15 protein-coding genes are annotated in these 17795 nt (G+C 41.0%); all 15 read left to right on the top strand.

Translation table 11 applies throughout. From position 1 onward, the window contains the following. The first annotated feature begins 90 nt into the window (after positions 1-90). The 15 genes from tsf (at position 91) to dnaE (ending at position 17788) form a co-directional block, all read left to right on the top strand. Positions 91-942 carry a translation elongation factor Ts gene (gene tsf / locus B6258_RS05365; protein WP_075671706.1) on the top strand — a complete coding sequence of 284 codons (852 nt, stop codon included), beginning with the start codon at positions 91-93 and terminating at the stop codon, positions 940-942. Positions 943-1078: 136 nt separating this feature from the next. After that, positions 1079-1807, top strand: coding sequence for a UMP kinase (pyrH, locus tag B6258_RS05360; RefSeq protein ID WP_023582710.1), 729 nt, complete (start codon positions 1079-1081; stop codon positions 1805-1807). 112 nt (positions 1808-1919) lie between these two features. Continuing rightward, complete coding sequence (frr, locus tag B6258_RS05355) at positions 1920-2477, top strand: ribosome recycling factor (RefSeq protein ID WP_099074409.1); 558 nt, start codon at positions 1920-1922, stop codon at positions 2475-2477. A 193-nt stretch (positions 2478-2670) separates the two neighbouring features. Next, positions 2671-3864 (top strand): 1-deoxy-D-xylulose-5-phosphate reductoisomerase, encoded by a 1194-nt coding sequence (gene ispC, locus B6258_RS05350; protein WP_099074408.1) that lies wholly within the window; start codon positions 2671-2673, stop codon positions 3862-3864. 283 nt (positions 3865-4147) lie between these two features. Beyond that, positions 4148-4849 carry a polyprenyl diphosphate synthase gene (uppS, locus tag B6258_RS05345; protein WP_023582707.1) on the top strand — a complete coding sequence of 234 codons (702 nt, stop codon included), beginning with the start codon at positions 4148-4150 and terminating at the stop codon, positions 4847-4849. A gap of 1 nt (position 4850) precedes the next feature. After that, on the top strand, positions 4851-5714 hold the full coding sequence (gene cdsA, locus B6258_RS05340; protein ID WP_099074407.1) for a phosphatidate cytidylyltransferase: 864 nt from the start codon (positions 4851-4853) through the stop codon (positions 5712-5714). Between the two features lie 9 nt (positions 5715-5723). Next, entirely contained in the window at positions 5724-7076 is a 1353-nt protein-coding gene (rseP, locus tag B6258_RS05335) for a sigma E protease regulator RseP (RefSeq protein ID WP_099074406.1), read from the top strand. Between the two features lie 39 nt (positions 7077-7115). Beyond that, positions 7116-9509 carry an outer membrane protein assembly factor BamA gene (gene bamA, locus B6258_RS05330; protein ID WP_099074405.1) on the top strand — a complete coding sequence of 798 codons (2394 nt, stop codon included), beginning with the start codon at positions 7116-7118 and terminating at the stop codon, positions 9507-9509. Between the two features lie 92 nt (positions 9510-9601). After that, positions 9602-10099 (top strand): OmpH family outer membrane protein, encoded by a 498-nt coding sequence (locus B6258_RS05325; protein ID WP_036934019.1) that lies wholly within the window; start codon positions 9602-9604, stop codon positions 10097-10099. A 3-nt stretch (positions 10100-10102) separates the two neighbouring features. After that, complete coding sequence (lpxD, locus tag B6258_RS05320; protein ID WP_099074404.1) at positions 10103-11131, top strand: UDP-3-O-(3-hydroxymyristoyl)glucosamine N-acyltransferase; 1029 nt, start codon at positions 10103-10105, stop codon at positions 11129-11131. Positions 11132-11254: 123 nt separating this feature from the next. Next, positions 11255-11707 carry a 3-hydroxyacyl-ACP dehydratase FabZ gene (gene fabZ / locus B6258_RS05315; protein ID WP_006535887.1) on the top strand — a complete coding sequence of 151 codons (453 nt, stop codon included), beginning with the start codon at positions 11255-11257 and terminating at the stop codon, positions 11705-11707. A gap of 3 nt (positions 11708-11710) precedes the next feature. Continuing rightward, complete coding sequence (gene lpxA, locus B6258_RS05310; RefSeq protein ID WP_099074403.1) at positions 11711-12514, top strand: acyl-ACP--UDP-N-acetylglucosamine O-acyltransferase; 804 nt, start codon at positions 11711-11713, stop codon at positions 12512-12514. Between the two features lie 7 nt (positions 12515-12521). Beyond that, complete coding sequence (lpxB, locus tag B6258_RS05305) at positions 12522-13694, top strand: lipid-A-disaccharide synthase (protein WP_099074402.1); 1173 nt, start codon at positions 12522-12524, stop codon at positions 13692-13694. Further along, complete coding sequence (gene rnhB, locus B6258_RS05300) at positions 13694-14284, top strand: ribonuclease HII (protein ID WP_006535883.1); 591 nt, start codon at positions 13694-13696, stop codon at positions 14282-14284. Before lpxB ends, rnhB begins: the two co-directional genes overlap by 1 nt. A 21-nt stretch (positions 14285-14305) precedes the next feature. Continuing rightward, entirely contained in the window at positions 14306-17788 is a 3483-nt protein-coding gene (gene dnaE / locus B6258_RS05295) for a DNA polymerase III subunit alpha (protein WP_099074401.1), read from the top strand. Positions 17789-17795 lie beyond the last annotated feature (7 nt).

Here is a 17795-nt window from a genome sequence, read left to right as displayed (position 1 = left end):
TATTGGTTAGGGGGCCTCAATAGGCCCCCTTTACACATCTGCTATGAGAACATCTATGGCTAGCCCATAGAAAAGTCGAGGAAGAAACAAATGTCTGGAATTACCGCTGCATTGGTAAAAGAACTGCGTGAACGTACTGGCGCAGGTATGATGGAATGTAAAAAAGCGCTGGTTGAAGCTAATGGTGATATCGAATTAGCAATCGACAACATGCGTAAATCAGGTCAAGCTAAAGCTGCTAAAAAAGCAGGCCGTGTTGCTGCTGAAGGTATCATCCTTGCAGAAGTTGCTGCTGATGGTAAATTCGGTGCGCTGGTTGAGCTGAACTGTGAAACAGACTTCGTTGCTAAAGATGCTGGTTTCATCGCTTTCGGTAAAGAAGTTATGGCTGCAGTATTAGCAGACAAAACTGATGATATCGATGCTCTGAAAGCTAAATTCGAAGAAGCTCGTACTGCATTAGTTGCTAAAATCGGTGAAAACATCAACATTCGTCGTGTTGCTGTATTAGAAGCTGAAGAATTAGGCACTTACCTACACGGTGCTCGTATCGGTGTTTTAGTTTCAGCTAAAGGCGCTAACGAAGAACTGATCAAACACATTGCTATGCACGTTGCTGCAAGCAAACCAGAATATGTTCGTCCTGAAGATGTTCCTGCTGATGTTGTTGAACATGAGCACCAAATTCAGATGGATATCGCAATGCAATCAGGTAAACCACGCGAAATCGCAGAAAAAATGGTTATCGGTCGCATGAACAAATTCACCGGTGAGATTTCTCTGACTGGTCAGCATTTCGTAATGGACCCAAGCAAAACTGTTGGCGAACTGCTGAAAGAAAACAATGCTGATGTTATCAACTTCGTTCGTTTCGAAGTTGGTGAAGGTATTGAGAAAGTTGAAGCTGATTTCGCAGCTGAAGTTGCTGCAATGAGCAAATAATAACGCTTAGCGTTAACAGAACCGCCTAATGGCGGTTCTGTTTTGTTGTAATCTCCACTGGCTGTTTGCTTTTTTTTGTTAAAAAGAGAAGCTATCTAAAACCTCCAATTAACTAATCTGCTTAGGACAGAACACCATGGCTACCAATGCAAAACCTGTATATCAGCGAATTTTATTAAAGCTGAGTGGCGAAGCCCTGCAAGGCGCAGAAGGTTTCGGTATCGATGCGAGCGTACTTGATCGCATGGCTCAGGAAATCAAAGAACTCGTTGAATTAGGTATACAAGTCGGTGTCGTAATTGGCGGTGGTAACTTGTTCCGTGGCGCTGGTCTTGCTGCGGCAGGTATGAACCGTGTTGTGGGTGACCACATGGGAATGCTCGCGACAGTAATGAATGGTTTAGCAATGCGTGATTCATTGCACCGTGCTTATGTAAACGCACGCCTTATGTCTGCATTTCCACTGAATGGTGTCTGCGATAACTACAGTTGGGCAGAAGCAATTAGCTTATTACGCCACGGTCGAGTCGTTATTTTCTCGGCTGGTACAGGTAACCCATTCTTTACTACCGATTCAGCTGCGTGTTTACGCGGTATTGAAATTGAAGCTGACGTTGTATTAAAAGCAACGAAAGTGGATGGCGTTTATTCTGCCGATCCAACCAAAGATCCTGATGCAGTACTTTATGAAACGCTGACTTATCAGGATGTATTAGAACGTGAATTGAAAGTCATGGATCTTGCTGCATTCACATTAGCCCGAGATCATAATTTACCTATCCGCGTATTCAATATGAATAAACCGGGTGCATTACGTCGGGTTGTAATGGGTGAAAGTGAAGGAACTTTGATTTCTCACGCTTAATACACAGAGACAACGGTATAATTTGGCGCTAACATCTAGAGTACGCCAATTCATTTATGTCGGTATGATTTCATATCGACTGGAAGATAACCAGTTCCCAAGGGTTTATAACGTGATTAATGAAATCAAAAAAGATGCTCAAGAACGCATGGATAAAAGCGTTGAAGCACTAAAAAGCCAGATTAATAAAGTTCGTACTGGTCGTGCGTCTCCTAGCCTTTTAGATGGCATTGTAGTTGAATACTACGGAGCGCCAACGCCATTAAACCAAGTTGCTAACGTTGTCGCAGAAGATGGCCGTACACTGGCAATCACTGTATTCGACCGTACTTTAGCACCCGCTGTTGAAAAAGCGATTATGGCATCAGATTTAGGTTTAAATCCTTCATCTGCTGGCACCATCATTCGCGTTCCACTGCCTCCATTAACTGAAGAACGTCGTAAAGACCTAATCAAAGTTGTTCGTGGTGATGCAGAACAAGGTCGCGTTTCTGTGCGTAATATCCGTCGTGATGCTAACGATAAAGTAAAAGCATTACTGAAAGATAAAGAAATCAGCGAAGATGATGAACGCCGTTCACAAGATGACATTCAGAAATTAACTGACATGTTCATTAAAAAAATTGATGATGCATTAGCGCTGAAAGAAGCAGAGTTAATGGAATTCTAATTTTTATATCTTTTTTCGATAATGCCGCTTTTTAGCGGCATTATTTTTTAAGTATTCATTTGAAAATGCGTGCTTAATACCTTCTTTTGTCACATTATTTATTAAAGTTTTCATCTTTAATCCTCATTTACCTCGTCATACTGATATAATTCTCTTTAATTAAAACGTTGTAGACATACTGATTGATTAATAAATGAAACAAATAACTATATTAGGCTCAACAGGATCTATCGGAACTAGCACTCTTTCCGTAATTGAAAATAATCCTGATGAGTATCAGGTCATTGCTTTAGCTGCAGGAAAAAATGCAGACAAAATGGCGCAACAGTGCCTTACTTTCCAGCCTAAATACGCAGTGATGTCTGATGAAAAAAGTGCAAATCAACTTAAACAGTTACTCGCTAATACGTCTTGTAAAACAGAAATTCTATCTGGCTCTCATGCGATCAATGAAATTGCAGCTCTTGATGACGCTGACCAAGTTATGTCCGCGATTACAGGTGTTGCTGGATTAAAGCCAACACTTGCTGCCATAGAGAAAGGCAAGAGAATTTTATTAGCGAATAAAGAGTCACTGATAACGAGTGGGCGTCTTTTCTTTGATGCGGTTGCTAAATATGGTGCAACAATTTTACCCATAGATAGTGAACATAATGCAATTTATCAAAGCTTACCTAAATCAATTCAAGAAAATCTAGGTCATGCGTCTTTAGCTAATGAAGGTGTGACAAGTATTTTGTTAACAGGCTCAGGTGGCCCATTTCGCTATACACCATTAGAAGAACTGGAAGCAATGACGCCAGATCAAGCGTGTGCGCATCCAAATTGGTCTATGGGGCGCAAAATTTCGGTTGATTCTGCAACGATGATGAATAAAGGGCTTGAGTATATTGAAGCTCGTTACTTCTTTAATGCTTCTGAAGAAGAAATGGAAGTTATTATTCATCCACAATCTGTCATTCATTCAATGGTTCGCTATCGTGATGGCAGTATTATTGCTCAAATTGGTGAACCCGATATGAGAACACCAATTGCGTACTCAATGGCTTATCCTCATCGTACTCAATCTGGTGCAAAAGCATTAGATTTCTTTGAGATTCAATCTCTAGAGTTTATTCGTCCAGATTACCAACGTTACCCTTGCTTAGCACTTGCTATTGAAGCGTCAAAACGTGGGCAAGCGGCAACAACAGTGTTAAATGCGGCTAATGAAGTGGTTGTTGATGCATTTTTACACGAAAAAGTGAAATTTACTGATATTGCTAAAATTAATCGCAAAGTGGTTGAACATTTTGACCTATCAGAGCCTCAAAGTATCAATGATGTTCTAGAAATTGATAAATTAGCAAGATTAGAAACTCATCAGATAATCACTCAATTTGTATAATGGTGATTATATTTAATATAGGGTGTTTGTTCGTCTTTCTGGCTAATGGTATAGTTGCCGAATCACTAAAGACAATAATGAAAATTAACAGTTCATTACTAAGGCTATTGCTTTAGCAACTTTGAGGCTTTGCCAAAAGCCGTGGGTGACACGGTTTTTTTTTGTGCATAGGTTATCCGAAGAGGACTGTCTGTATCAGTATCAGATTAGCAAAGGGTTAAATTGAGTGAACTTATCCAGTGACGATTCATCCGCATCAAAACCAAAGCATGTTGCTATCATTATGGATGGCAATGGACGCTGGGCTAAAAAGCAAGGGAAACTCCGAGTAACGGGGCATCGCGCGGGAATTAAAGCAGTTCGGGATGCGGTTAGCTTTTCCGTAAAACACAAAATTGAATCACTAACGTTATATGCATTTAGTAGCGAAAACTGGAATAGACCAGAGCAGGAAGTGAGTTCGCTCATGGAATTATTTGTTTTTGCTTTAGATAACGAAGTGAAGAGCCTGCATAAACATAATGTTAAATTGACTGTCATTGGTGATATCAGCCGTTTCAGCCGCCGTTTACAAGATCGAATTAAAAGTTCTGTGGCACTCACTGCGAATAATACAGGGCTTAATTTAAATATTGCGGCTAATTATGGTGGTCGATGGGATATTACTCAAAGCGTAAAACAATTAGCGACATCCCTCGCAAAAGGGGAAATTAGTCTCGAAGATATTAATGAAAATGCAATATCTTCACATCTTTGCTTGCATAATCAGCCTGATGTCGATCTTGTTATTCGTACAGGTGGTGAGCATCGCATAAGTAATTTTCTTATTTGGCAGATTGCTTATGCTGAGCTTTATTTTACACAGGTTTTATGGCCTGATTTTGATGAACAAGTTTTTCAGAATGCACTAGATGCTTTTGCTAAACGGGAAAGACGTTTCGGTGGTACTACATCAGAAACAGATACTATAAATCTGGGAGGATAACTTGCTTAAGTATCGTGTCATCACCGCATTAATTTTAATCCCTATTGTTATTGCTGCACTATTTCTACTGCCTCCGGCAGGTTTTGGATTAGTCATTATCGCAATATCAGGCTTAGCGGGTTGGGAATGGGCTCAATTTATTGGCTGGCATTCTCAAGGTAAACGTATTGCGACAGGGATCGGTTTTGCTGCATTGTTACTTGTTATGCAGTTTTCTTTACCTAATTTTGACCACCTACTAGACACTCCAATGATAAAAAATGGTTTGTGGGCGGGTTTAATTTGGTGGGTAGCAGCAATTTTATTAGTTGTAAGTTATCCGAATTCAGCCAATATGTGGAAAAATTCAGTTTTTATTAAGCTATTGTTCGGTATATTGACGATTGTTCCCTTTTATTGTGGCATGATGGCGCTGCGTATGTTGGGTTATAGCACCGACACTTATACAGGCGCATGGTGGTTACTGTATGTCATGTTATTAGTTTGGGCTGCTGATTCTGGTGCTTATGCTTTTGGTCGTTTAATGGGTAAACATAAAATGGCACCTAAAGTATCCCCAGGTAAAACCCTCGAAGGGTTAGTTGGTGGGTTGATTACGGCAGGTGTTGCATCATGGTTATTTACTTATTTTGCGCCTGTGACTGAAGTACCCAATAATTTGTTATTGATATCTGGCGTTGTTGTTATCGTATCAGTATTTGGTGATCTAGCAGAAAGCATGTTTAAACGTGTTTCAGGCATTAAAGACAGTAGCCAATTGATACCGGGACATGGTGGTGTACTTGATAGAATTGATAGTTTGACTGCGGCTATCCCAGTCTTTGCAGGATTGGTCTTTCTGATTTCTTCTGGCTTTAAACTATAAAGGTAAGTAATGGGTATCCTGTGGAATCTTGCCGCATTTATTATCGTTTTAGGTATTTTAATTACGGTACATGAGTTTGGGCATTTTTGGGTAGCTAGGCGCTGTGGTATTTATGTCGAGCGTTTTTCTATTGGTTTTGGAAAAGCAATTTGGCGCAAAATAGATAAACATGGCACTGAATTTGTTATCGCATGGATACCTTTAGGTGGCTATGTAAAAATGTTAGATGAAAGAGTCGCTGAGGTTGCACCTGAGCGTCGTCATCTTGCATTTAATAATAAAACAGTTGGTCAACGTGCTGCGGTTGTCGCCGCAGGACCTATTGCCAACTTTTTGTTAGCGATAGTCGCCTATTGGATAGTTTTTATGATCGGTGTTCCTGCATTAAAACCTATAATTGCAGACATTCGTCCGAATTCTATCGCAGAACAAGCAAAATTAACGCCCGGAATGGAACTAAAATCCGTTGCAGGTATCGAAACGCCTGATCAGAATGCAGTTCGTTTAGCATTAGTCAGTAAAATTGGTGCCAAAGAGGTTTCATTCGTTGTTTCAGATCCAAATTCTCTTTCTGAGAGTGAGAATATACTGAATTTACAACAATGGAATTTTGATCCTGAAAAACAAGATCCTATCTTGTCCCTAGGGATAATGCCTGTTGGCGCACGGTTAGACTCAAAAATTATTGAAGTCACGGAAGGCTCTGCTGCTGAAAAAGCGGGTTTACAGGCAGGGGATCGTATCGTTAAAGTTGACGGTCAGCCAATTGATACATGGCATCCATTTACTTATTTTGTTCGACAAAGTCCAAATAAAGTCATGGAGCTTCTTGTTGAACGTAACGGCTCGTCGTTGGTGTTGAATATTACACCGACAGCTGTTGCACTGAAAGATGGCACTGAAGTAGGGCAAGTTGGTGCGCAATTACAAATATTACCTCCAGATGAGCAATATTTGATAATGCAGCAATACAACCCGTTTTCGGCGCTCTATGAAGCATCTGATAAAACATGGCAGTTGATGGGTTTAACTGTCAAAATGATTGGCAAGTTAGTCGTAGGTGACGTCAAATTAACTAACCTTAGTGGGCCTGTTTCTATCGCGAAAGGCGCAGGAATGTCTGCTGATTCTGGTTTTATTTATTATTTGATGTTTATGGCGCTTATCAGTGTCAATTTGGGGATCATTAACTTGTTTCCCCTGCCTGTCTTAGATGGCGGGCACCTGCTTTTCCTGGTTATCGAGAAGATAAAGGGAGGGCCGGTATCTGAGCGTGTACAAGATTTCTGTTATCGCATTGGTATTATGGCACTGATGCTTTTAATGGGACTTGCACTTTTCAATGATTTCTCTCGCTTATAATTGGTAAGCAGGGACCGGTTAGGAAAACACAAAACAACGATGGCGATGAAAAAGTTGCTTATAGCGTCGCTGCTGCTGGGCAGCGCCACTGCATACGGTTCAGACGGATTCGTAGTTCAGGACATTCAATTTGAAGGTCTTCAACGCGTCGCCGTTGGTGCAGCATTACTGAACATGCCTGTCCGGGTTGGAGACTCGGTCGGTAATGATGATATCAGCCGAACTATCCGTTCATTATTTGCGACAGGAAACTTTGATGATGTTCGTGTCCTGCGTGACGGAAATACGCTGATTGTTCAAGTAAAAGAGCGTCCAACTATTGCCAGCATTACTTTCTCTGGTAACAAAGCAATCAAGGAAGAGATGCTAAAACAGAACCTTGATGCTTCTAACATTCGTATCGGTGAAACACTTGACCGTACAATGCTGGCGAATATCGAGAAAGGGCTTGAAGATTTCTATTATAGTGTTGGTAAATATAATGCAACTGTGAAAGTGGTTGTTACACCTCTTCCTCGTAACCGTGTTGACTTAAAACTCGTGTTCGCAGAGGGTGTTTCAGCAACTATTCAGCAAATCAACATTGTTGGTAATAAAGCGTTTTCTACTGCTGAGCTTGTTAACCGTTTCCAATTACGTGACGATGTTCCTTGGTGGAACTTAGCGGCTGATGAAAAATATCAGAAGCAAAAACTGGCCGGTGACTTAGAAACATTAAGAAGCTTCTATCTTGATCGTGGTTATGCACGTTTTGATATTGAATCGACGAATGTCAGTTTAACACCAGACAAAAAAGGAATTTATATTACCATTAACCTGAAAGAAGGTGATAAATACACAGTAGAGAATACTGAAGTCAATGGTAATACGGCAGGCTACACTAAACAAATTGAAGAGCTTATCGAGATTGCACCGGGCTCTCTTTATAATGGTGCGCAAGTCACTAAAACAGAAAATGATATTAAAAATCTGTTAGGTCGTTATGGATATGCTTATCCTCGCGTTATGACCAATCCTGAAATTAATGATGAAAATAAAACCGTGAAACTGCATGTAAACGTAGATGCAGGAAACCGTTTCTATGTTCGTCAAGTCCGTTTTGCGGGTAATGACATCACTAAAGACTCTGTTTTACGCCGTGAAATGCGTCAAATGGAAGGTGCATGGTTAGGTAGTGATTTAGTTGAACAAGGTAAAGAGCGTTTAAATCGTTTAGGTTATTTTGAAACGGTTGAAACAGAAACTCAGCGTATTCCAGGTTCTCCTGATCAGGTTGATATCGTTTATCGCGTCAAAGAACGTAACACGGGCTCTCTTAACTTTGGTGTCGGTTTCGGTACTGAAAGTGGTGTGAGTTTCCAAGTCGGTGTTACCCAAGATAACTGGTTAGGTACAGGTAATGCTGTTGCCATTAATGCGAGTAAAAATGACTACTCAACTTATGCCGAGTTATCAGTAACTGACCCTTATTTTACCGTTAATGGTGTAAGTTTAGGCGGTCGTATTTTCTATAATGACTTCCGCGCTAATGATGCTGATTTATCAGGTTATACCAATAAATCTTATGGTCTTGATGGCACATTAGGTTTCCCAATTAATGAATATAATTCAGCACGTCTTGGCTTAGGCTATACTCATAATGGTCTGTCACGAATGGAACCTCAAGTTGCCATGTGGCGTTACCTTGAAAGTATGGGTGAAAATCCAGGCTTTGATAAACGTGAATCGTTTAACGCGGATGACTATACCGTTAGTCTGGGTTGGACATTTAATAACTTAAATAAAGGTTTCTTCCCAACATCAGGTGTAAGAAGCAATTTAAGTGGACGAGTGACTGTACCAGGCTCTGACAACAAGTACTATAAAGTGACTTGGGATGGTATGGCATATTACCCAATTGATGAAAAAGAGTCTTGGGTGACTCTGTTTAAAGGTCGCTTAGGTTACGGTGATGGTTTAGGTGGTAAAGAATTACCATTCTACGAAAACTTCTATGCGGGTGGTTCAGGAACCGTGCGTGGTTTCCGTTCAAATAATATCGGCCCTAAAGCAGTTTATTTAAACAGAGAAGGAATGAAAGGTAAGCCTTATTTATCTAGCGATGCGGTCGGTGGTAACGCAATGGCTGTGGCAAGTTTTGAATTGATCACACCAACGCCATTTGTGGATGATAAATACTCATCTTCCGTCAGAACATCTCTGTTTGTTGATGCGGGTACAGTATGGGATACCAACTGGAGTAGCACTAACTCAGCTTGGACTGCAGGTATGCCTGATTATAGCCGTGCAAGTGATATACGTGTTTCAACCGGTGTTGCGTTACAATGGTTATCTCCTTTAGGTCCGTTAGTATTCTCTTATGCTAAGCCAATAAAAGATTACGAAGGTGATAAATCAGAGCAATTCCAGTTTAATATTGGTAGAACGTGGTAGCGATGTAAGTAAAGTTGATGCCTGATTCACTATGCTGAAAAAGGCATCCGATTTCTGACAAAAAATTATTTTTGGTTTTAAGGAGTTTAATCGTGAAAAAATTGTTATGTGCCGCTGCCCTAGGAATGGCATTGACCATGTCAGCAGGTGTTCAAGCCGCAGATAAAGTAGGTGTTGTGAACATCGGTCAAGTTCTCCAACAAATTCCTAACCGTGATGCGGTAGAGAAACAATTGGAAAATGAATTCAAATCACGTGACACTGAATTGCAGAACTTAGGTAAAGCATTACAGACCGCTGTTGAGAAATATCAAAAAGACGCACCAACGATGAATGCAACACAACGTGCAAATACAGAGAAAGATCTGGTTGCTAAACGTGAAGCATATGCACAAAAAGCACAAGCTTTTGAGCAAGATTTTAGCCGTCGTCAAGCTGAAGAACGTAACAAAATCATGAAACGTGTATTAGACGCTGTTGATGCGGTAGCGAAGAAAGAAGGTTATGATGTGATCCTTGATGCTAACACTGTACCTTATTTCGCAGATGGTAAAGATATTACTGCTCAGGTTCAAAAACAGGTTAAATAATAGATGTTTTCAATTCGATTAGCTGATCTTGCTCAGCAGTTGAATGCACAGTTACACGGCGATGGTGATATCACTATCGCCGGTCTTGCTTCAATGAGCCTAGCAAATAGCGAACAAATTACATTTCTTTCCGATAGTCGTTATCGTGAAAAATTAAGTGAATGTCAGGCTGCTGCCGTTGTATTAACAGAAGCTGATCTTCCATTTTGTCCTGTTGCCGCACTTGTGGTGAAAAACCCGTATCTTGCCTATGCTCAAATGGCACAAATTATGGATACAACACCGCAGCCAGCACAGGATATTCATCCAAGTGCTGTTATTTCTCCTGACGCTAAGTTAGGAAAAAATGTATCAGTGGGTGCAAATGCCGTTATCGAATCTGATGTTATTCTTGGTGATAATGTTGTGATTGGTGCCGGTTGTTTTGTGGGTAAAAAAGCACATATTGGCGATAATAGTCGTTTATGGGCAAATGTATCTATTTATCATGAGGTTATCATTGGTAAAAATTGTTTGGTTCAATCAGGTACTGTGATTGGTTCAGATGGTTTTGGTTATGCTAATGAACGTGGTAATTGGATCAAAATTCCACAATTAGGTTCAGTGGTGATTGGTGATCGCGTTGAAATCGGTGCATGTACTACAATCGACAGAGGCGCATTAGATAACACAGTTATCGGTAATGGTGTTATCATTGATAATCAGTGCCAAATCGCACATAACGTCATTATTGGTGATAATACCGCTGTTGCGGGTGGTGTCATCATGGCGGGTAGCCTGAAAATAGGCCGCTATTGTATGATTGGTGGAGCAAGTGTTATCAATGGTCACATGGAAATCTGTGATAAAGTCACGGTAACAGGTATGGGAATGGTTATGCGTCCTATCACTGAGCCAGGGGTTTATTCTTCAGGAATTCCGCTGCAATCGAATAAAGCATGGCGTAAAACCGCAGCACTTGTGTTGCGAATTGATGAAATGCAAAAAAGGCTCAAGTCGCTTGAACGTCAAGTAGAAAGTAGCGACAAGTAACAATATACGTCATTGACGAATGTTACCCATTTTGCGACCTGCGGGTTAACTCACTTTTTGAGTCACAGCAGGTCGTGTCATTATTAATTAGACTCAGTTTTATTAGACAGGAAGAGTATTGCAATGAGTGAGAATCATACTCTGCAAATCGAAGAAATTTTAGATTTACTTCCACACCGTTACCCATTCTTATTGGTTGATCGTGTCCTTGATTTTGAAGAAAAGAAATTTCTAAGAGCAGTAAAAAATGTATCTTTTAATGAGCCTTTCTTTCAAGGTCACTTTCCAGGAAAACCTATTTTCCCGGGCGTACTGATCCTCGAAGCCATGGCACAGGCAACGGGTATTTTAGCATTCAAAAGCGTAGGAAAGCTGGAACCTGGTGAACTCTACTATTTTGCTGCTATTGACGGTGCTCGCTTTAAACGTCCTGTCTTACCTGGGGATCAAATGATCCTAGAGGTAGAATTCATTAAAGAACGTCGTGGTGTTGCTCGCTTTAAAGGCGTCGCTAAAGTTGATGGGGAAATTGCTTGCGAAGCTGAAATGATGTGTGCTCGCCGCCGTGAGGTCTAGCCTATGATAGATAAATCCGCAGTAATTCACCCTTCCTCAATTATTGAAGAGGGTGCGGTAATCGGTGCTAATGTTCGCATTGGCCCTTTTTGTGTCATTGGTGCTAATGTTGAGATTGGTGAAGGTACTGACGTCAAATCTCATGTTGTTATCAATGGGCACACACGTATTGGCCGAGATAATCAGATTTATCAATTCACTTCTATCGGTGAAGTTAATCAGGATCTGAAATATCGTGGTGAACCAACGCAAGTCATTATTGGTGATCGAAACCTTATTCGTGAAAGTGTAACTATTCATCGTGGAACAATCCAAGGTGGCAACATCACAAAAATTGGTAATGATAATCTACTGATGATTAATACCCACGTCGCACATGATTGTATCATTGGTGATCGTTGTATTATTGCAAATAACGGCACATTGGGTGGTCACGTCACTTTAGGTGATTTTGTGATTATCGGTGGTATGAGTGCTGTTCATCAATTTTGTCAAATTGGCTCTCACGTGATGGTCGGTGGATGTTCAGGCGTTGCACAAGATGTTCCTCCTTTTGTTATTGCACAAGGAAACCACGCTACCCCTTATGGGCTGAATATTGAAGGGTTAAAGCGCAGAGGTTTTGCTAAAGAAGATCTTCATGCAATTCGTAATGCTTACAAAGTACTTTACCGTAATGGTAAAACACTGGAAGAAGCGCGTGAAGAAATTGGACAATTAGTTGCTGATAATAATAATCCGCATGTCAAACTGTTCAGTGATTTTCTGGAAAACTCAGCAAAATCTAACCGCGGTATCATTCGCTAATTAGGATATGACCTTGTCAGGCCAATTATCTACTACTCAGCGTCCGTTAGTTATCGGCTTAGTTGCTGGTGAAACGTCCGGTGATATCTTGGGCGCGGGATTAATCCGCGCTCTAAAACAAATGCATCCCAATGTACGCTTTGTTGGCGTTGCTGGGCCTCTTATGCAAGCTGAAGGTTGTGAAGCTTGGTATGAGATGGAAGAACTTGCCGTTATGGGGATCGTTGAAGTTCTTGAACGATTACCTCGCTTATTAAAGATCAGAAAAGATCTCACACAACGATTCTCAGAATTAAAGCCCGATGTTTTCGTGGGGATCGACGCACCTGATTTTAATATCACTCTTGAAGGTCGTTTAAAGCAAAAAGGGATCAAAACGATTCACTATGTCAGTCCATCTGTGTGGGCTTGGCGTCAAAAACGTGTTTTCAAAATTGGTAAAGCGACAGATCTCGTTTTAGCTTTTCTGCCTTTTGAAAAAGCGTTTTATGATAAGTATCAGGTTCCTTGCCGTTTTATTGGTCATACAATGGCTGATGCTATAGCCTTAAATCCAGACAAAAAAGCTGCTCGTGAACATTTAGGGATATCTGAAGAAACCCCTTGTTTAGCACTTCTTCCCGGTAGTCGTCATGCTGAAGTTGAGATGCTAAGTGCTGATTTTATAAAAGCGGCACAGTTACTAAAACAGCAGATCCCTTCTCTTCATATTGTTGTGCCATTAGTTAATGCTAAGCGACGCGCCCAATTTGAACAGATACATCAAAATGTGGCACCAGAACTAGAGGTACAACTTCTTGATGGGCAAGCAAGAGAAGCAATGATCGCGAGTGATGCGACTTTGTTAGCATCAGGTACGGCTGCATTAGAATGTATGCTAACGAAATGTCCGATGGTTGTTGGCTATCGCATGAAACCATTTACTTTCTGGTTAGCAAAACGGTTAGTTAAAACGCCTTATGTCTCGCTACCTAATTTGTTAGCTGGCCGAGAAATTATCAAAGAATTATTGCAAGAAGAGTGCGAACCCTCAGCGTTAGCACAACAACTTTTACCTCTTTTAACTGATGAAGAAAAAGTGCGTCAATTAAAAGAGATATTTTTACAGCTACATAGCGCCATTCGTTGTAATGCGGATGAGCAAGCAGCAAATGCAGTATTAGAATTGGTAGATAAATAATGGAATTTGTATATCCCAAAGCAAATCTTATTGCTGGAGTTGATGAAGTTGGTCGAGGTCCATTAGTGGGCGCAGTGGTTACCGCTGCTGTTATTCTTGATCCAGCAAATCCAATTGAAGGATTAACAGACTCCAAAAAGCTAACAGAAAAAAAGCGTAATGCCCTTTATGACGAAATAAAAGAAAAAGCATTATGCTGGGCGATAGGCCGTGCAGAGCCTGAAGAAATTGATGAATTAAATATTCTTTGGGCAACCATGAAAGCAATGGAACGTGCTGTTGCGGGGTTATCAATAACACCTGATATGGTCTTAATTGATGGCAACCGTTGCCCTAAATTACCAATGGCTTCTCAAGCGGTTATAAAAGGTGATAGTTTAGTTCAAGAAATTAGTGCTGCTTCTATACTTGCTAAAGTGACTCGTGATAGAGAAATGGAAGAGTTAGATAAGCTTTACCCTGATTATGGTTTTGCTAAACATAAAGGGTATCCAACTGTTTTCCATATGGAAAAACTAGCCTTATTAGGGGCAACACCCTATCATCGAAAAAGTTTTGCGCCTGTAAAACGTGCTTTAAATTTAAAGTAATCCACAGAGTAATTAAACACTATGGCAGATCCTCGTTTTATCCATCTTAGGGTACACAGCGATTATTCAATGATCGATGGATTGGCAAAAACAGGGCCTCTTGTGAAGAAAGTGGCTTCGCTGGGAATGCCTGCTTTTGCGATTACTGATTTCACTAACTTATGTGGGTTGGTGAAATTTTATGGTGCTGCACATGGTGCTGGCATTAAACCTATCATTGGTGCTGATGTTTACCTTGAAACAGAGTTATTAGGTGATGAATATGCTCACCTTACTATTCTTGCCCGCAATAATGTAGGGTATCAAAACCTCACGTTACTAATCTCTGAAGCGTATAAACATGGCTATGGTGCTGCGGGACCCATTGTTAAACAAGAGTGGTTAACAACCTATAAAGAAGGGCTCTTGTTGCTTTCTGGCGGTAGAATGGGGGATGTGGGTAAGTTCCTACTTCGTGGAAATCGCGCTTTAGTTGATCAGTGCCTTGAATATTATCAAACTCATTTTCCCGATAGTTATTATCTAGAACTGATTCGTACAGGTCGTACTGATGAGGAAACTTATCTTCATGAAGCAGTAGCTCTGGCTTCTGAAAAAGGTCTGCCTGTCGTTGCAACCAATGATGTCTGTTTTCTCGACAGTGATGATTTTGACGCACATGAAATTCGTGTCGCAATTCATGATGGTTTTACGTTATCTGATCCCAAACGTCCTAAGAATTATAGTCCTCAGCAATATATGCGCACAGAAGAAGAAATGTGTGAATTATTCGCTGATATACCTGAAGCATTAGAAAATAGTGTTGAAATCGCTAAACGTTGTAATGTTACTATCCGTTTAGGGGAATACTTCCTTCCACAATTCCCAACAGGGGATATGAGTACAGAAGATTTTCTTGTTAAAAAATCACAAGAAGGTTTAGAAGAACGTTTAGCCTTTTTATTTCCTGATCCTGAAGAGCGACAAAAAAGACGCCCTGAATATGATGAGCGTCTTGATATCGAGCTGAAAGTTATTAACCAGATGGGATTTCCTGGTTACTTCCTTATCGTGATGGAGTTTATTCAGTGGTCTAAAGATAATGGTGTTCCTGTTGGTCCTGGACGAGGTTCAGGTGCGGGATCACTAGTGGCTTACTCGCTGAAAATCACAGATCTTGATCCTCTAGAGTTTGACTTGCTTTTCGAACGATTTCTTAACCCTGAACGTGTTTCGATGCCTGACTTTGACGTCGATTTCTGTATGGAAAAACGCGATAGAGTTATTGACCACGTTGCTGAAATGTATGGTCGTGATGCCGTATCTCAGATCATTACATTTGGTACGATGGCGGCGAAAGCCGTTATTCGCGATGTTGGCCGTGTTTTGGGACACCCTTACGGTTTTGTCGATAGGATATCAAAACTCGTTCCCCCTGATCCGGGTATGACGCTGGAAAAAGCATTTGCTGCCGAGCCTCAATTACCTGAAATTTATGAAGCCGATGAAGAGGTGAAATCTCTTATTGATATGGCTCGTAAATTAGAAGGGGTGACACGGAACGCAGGTAAACATGCGGGTGGTGTCGTTATTTCACCAACGAAAATCACGGACTTTGCACCACTTTATTGTGATGCTGAGGGAAATAACCCTGTTACACAATTTGATAAAAACGACGTTGAATATGCGGGTCTTGTTAAATTCGACTTCTTAGGTTTAAGAACACTAACCATCATTAACTGGGCATTAGAGATGATCAATGCCCGACGTGCTAAAAAGTCACTTGAACCTGTTGATATTTCAGCGATCCCATTAACGGATCAGCGCAGTTTTGACATGTTGCAGCGTTCAGAAACGACCGCGGTATTCCAATTGGAATCTCGTGGTATGAAAGATCTCATCAAACGCCTACGTCCCGACTGTTTTGAAGATATGATAGCACTTGTTGCCCTATTTCGTCCGGGGCCATTGCAGTCAGGCATGGTAGATAACTTTATTGACCGTAAACACGGTGTTGAAGAGATTTCATATCCTGATGTTAAGTGGCAACATGAAAGCTTACAGCCCGTTCTAGAACCAACCTATGGTGTTATCCTATACCAAGAACAAGTTATGCAAATTGCACAGGTTCTTGCGGGATATACACTAGGTGGCGCGGATATGTTACGACGCGCAATGGGTAAGAAAAAACCTGAAGAAATGGCAAAGCAGCGTTCTGTTTTTGAAGAGGGTGCTATCAAAAACGGTGTCGATGGTGAGCTTGCTATGAGGATCTTTGACTTGGTGGAGAAATTCGCCGGTTATGGGTTTAACAAATCTCACTCAGCAGCGTATGCATTAGTTTCTTACCAAACACTATGGCTAAAAGCCCACTATCCAGCTGAATTTATGGCTGCTGTAATGACAGCCGATATGGATAACACTGAAAAAGTGGTGGGATTGGTTGATGAATGTTGGAGAATGGGCTTAAAGGTTCTTCCTCCTGATATTAATAGCGGTCTTTATCATTTCCACGTAAATGATGAGGGTGAAATCGTTTATGGTATTGGTGCCATTAAAGGTGTGGGTGAAGGGCCGATTGAAGCAATTGTAGAAGCGCGTCAGCAAGGCGGTCACTTTAAAGATATTTTTGATCTCTGTGCTAGAACAGAAACGAAAAAATTGAATCGCCGAGTGATGGAAAAACTGATAATGTCAGGCGCATTCGATAAGCTAGGGCCTCATCGTGCTGCTTTGATGTCTTCATTAGAAGATGCATTAAAAGCCGCAGACCAACATGCCAAAGCTGAAGCAATAGGGCAATCGGACATGTTTGGTGTGTTAGCAGAAGCGCCTGAACAAGTTGAGCGTTCTTATGCCAATATACCTAAATGGCCAGACCAAGTCGTTTTAGAAGGTGAGCGAGAGACCTTAGGTTTATATTTAACTGGCCATCCGATCACTCGTTATTTAAAAGAAATTGAACGATATGCGGCAGGAACGCGTCTAAAAGATTTAGTACCGACACCCCGTGGTCAAATGGTGAAGGTAGCAGGCTTAGTACTTGCTTCTAAAGTATTTACAACGAAACGTGGAAATCGGATCGGTGTTTGTACCTTAGATGATCGTTCAGGTCGCTTAGAAATTATGTTATTTTCTGATGCATTGGATAAATACCAACATTTATTAGAACAAGACAAGATTTTAATTGCTACTGGGCAGGTCAGCTTTGATGATTTCAATGGTGGGCTTAAAATGACAGTCCGCGAACTTATGGATATCAACGAAGCCCGTGAAAAATATGCACGAGGACTTGCTATCTCATTATCAGACAGGCAAATTAATGAGCAATTATTAAATCGTCTTCGCGGCGTTTTAGAACCTCATCGTTCAGGCACGATACCGGTTCACCTTTATTTTGAAAAGCATGATGCCTGCGCACGTTTACGATTTGGTGCGACTTGGCGTGTCACGCCAACAGATATGCTTTTAACGGATCTGCGAACTCTGCTGGGTAATGAGCAGGTAGAATTAGAATTTGACTAAAATAGGA

Source organism: Proteus alimentorum (assembly GCF_002607735.1).
GTDB classification, from domain to species: domain Bacteria; phylum Pseudomonadota; class Gammaproteobacteria; order Enterobacterales; family Enterobacteriaceae; genus Proteus; species Proteus alimentorum.
Note: the sequence above shows the minus strand (reverse complement) of the source record. Positions and strands in the feature narration are given on the sequence as shown.

Bases quoted from the DNA above. Each gene is read 5' to 3' on its own strand.
- tsf (WP_075671706.1), top strand. From the start codon at position 91: ATGTCTGGAATTACCGCTGCATTGGTAAAAGAACTGCGTGAACGTACT.
- pyrH (WP_023582710.1), top strand. From the start codon at position 1,079: ATGGCTACCAATGCAAAACCTGTATATCAGCGAATTTTATTAAAGCTG.
- ispC (WP_099074408.1), top strand. From the start codon at position 2,671: ATGAAACAAATAACTATATTAGGCTCAACAGGATCTATCGGAACTAGC.
- uppS (WP_023582707.1), top strand. From the start codon at position 4,148: ATGGATGGCAATGGACGCTGGGCTAAAAAGCAAGGGAAACTCCGAGTA.
- rseP (WP_099074406.1), top strand. From the start codon at position 5,724: ATGGGTATCCTGTGGAATCTTGCCGCATTTATTATCGTTTTAGGTATT.
- bamA (WP_099074405.1), top strand. From the start codon at position 7,116: ATGGCGATGAAAAAGTTGCTTATAGCGTCGCTGCTGCTGGGCAGCGCC.
- lpxD (WP_099074404.1), top strand. From the start codon at position 10,103: ATGTTTTCAATTCGATTAGCTGATCTTGCTCAGCAGTTGAATGCACAG.
- fabZ (WP_006535887.1), top strand. From the start codon at position 11,255: ATGAGTGAGAATCATACTCTGCAAATCGAAGAAATTTTAGATTTACTT.
- lpxA (WP_099074403.1), top strand. From the start codon at position 11,711: ATGATAGATAAATCCGCAGTAATTCACCCTTCCTCAATTATTGAAGAG.
- lpxB (WP_099074402.1), top strand. From the start codon at position 12,522: ATGACCTTGTCAGGCCAATTATCTACTACTCAGCGTCCGTTAGTTATC.
- rnhB (WP_006535883.1), top strand. From the start codon at position 13,694: ATGGAATTTGTATATCCCAAAGCAAATCTTATTGCTGGAGTTGATGAA.
- dnaE (WP_099074401.1), top strand. From the start codon at position 14,306: ATGGCAGATCCTCGTTTTATCCATCTTAGGGTACACAGCGATTATTCA.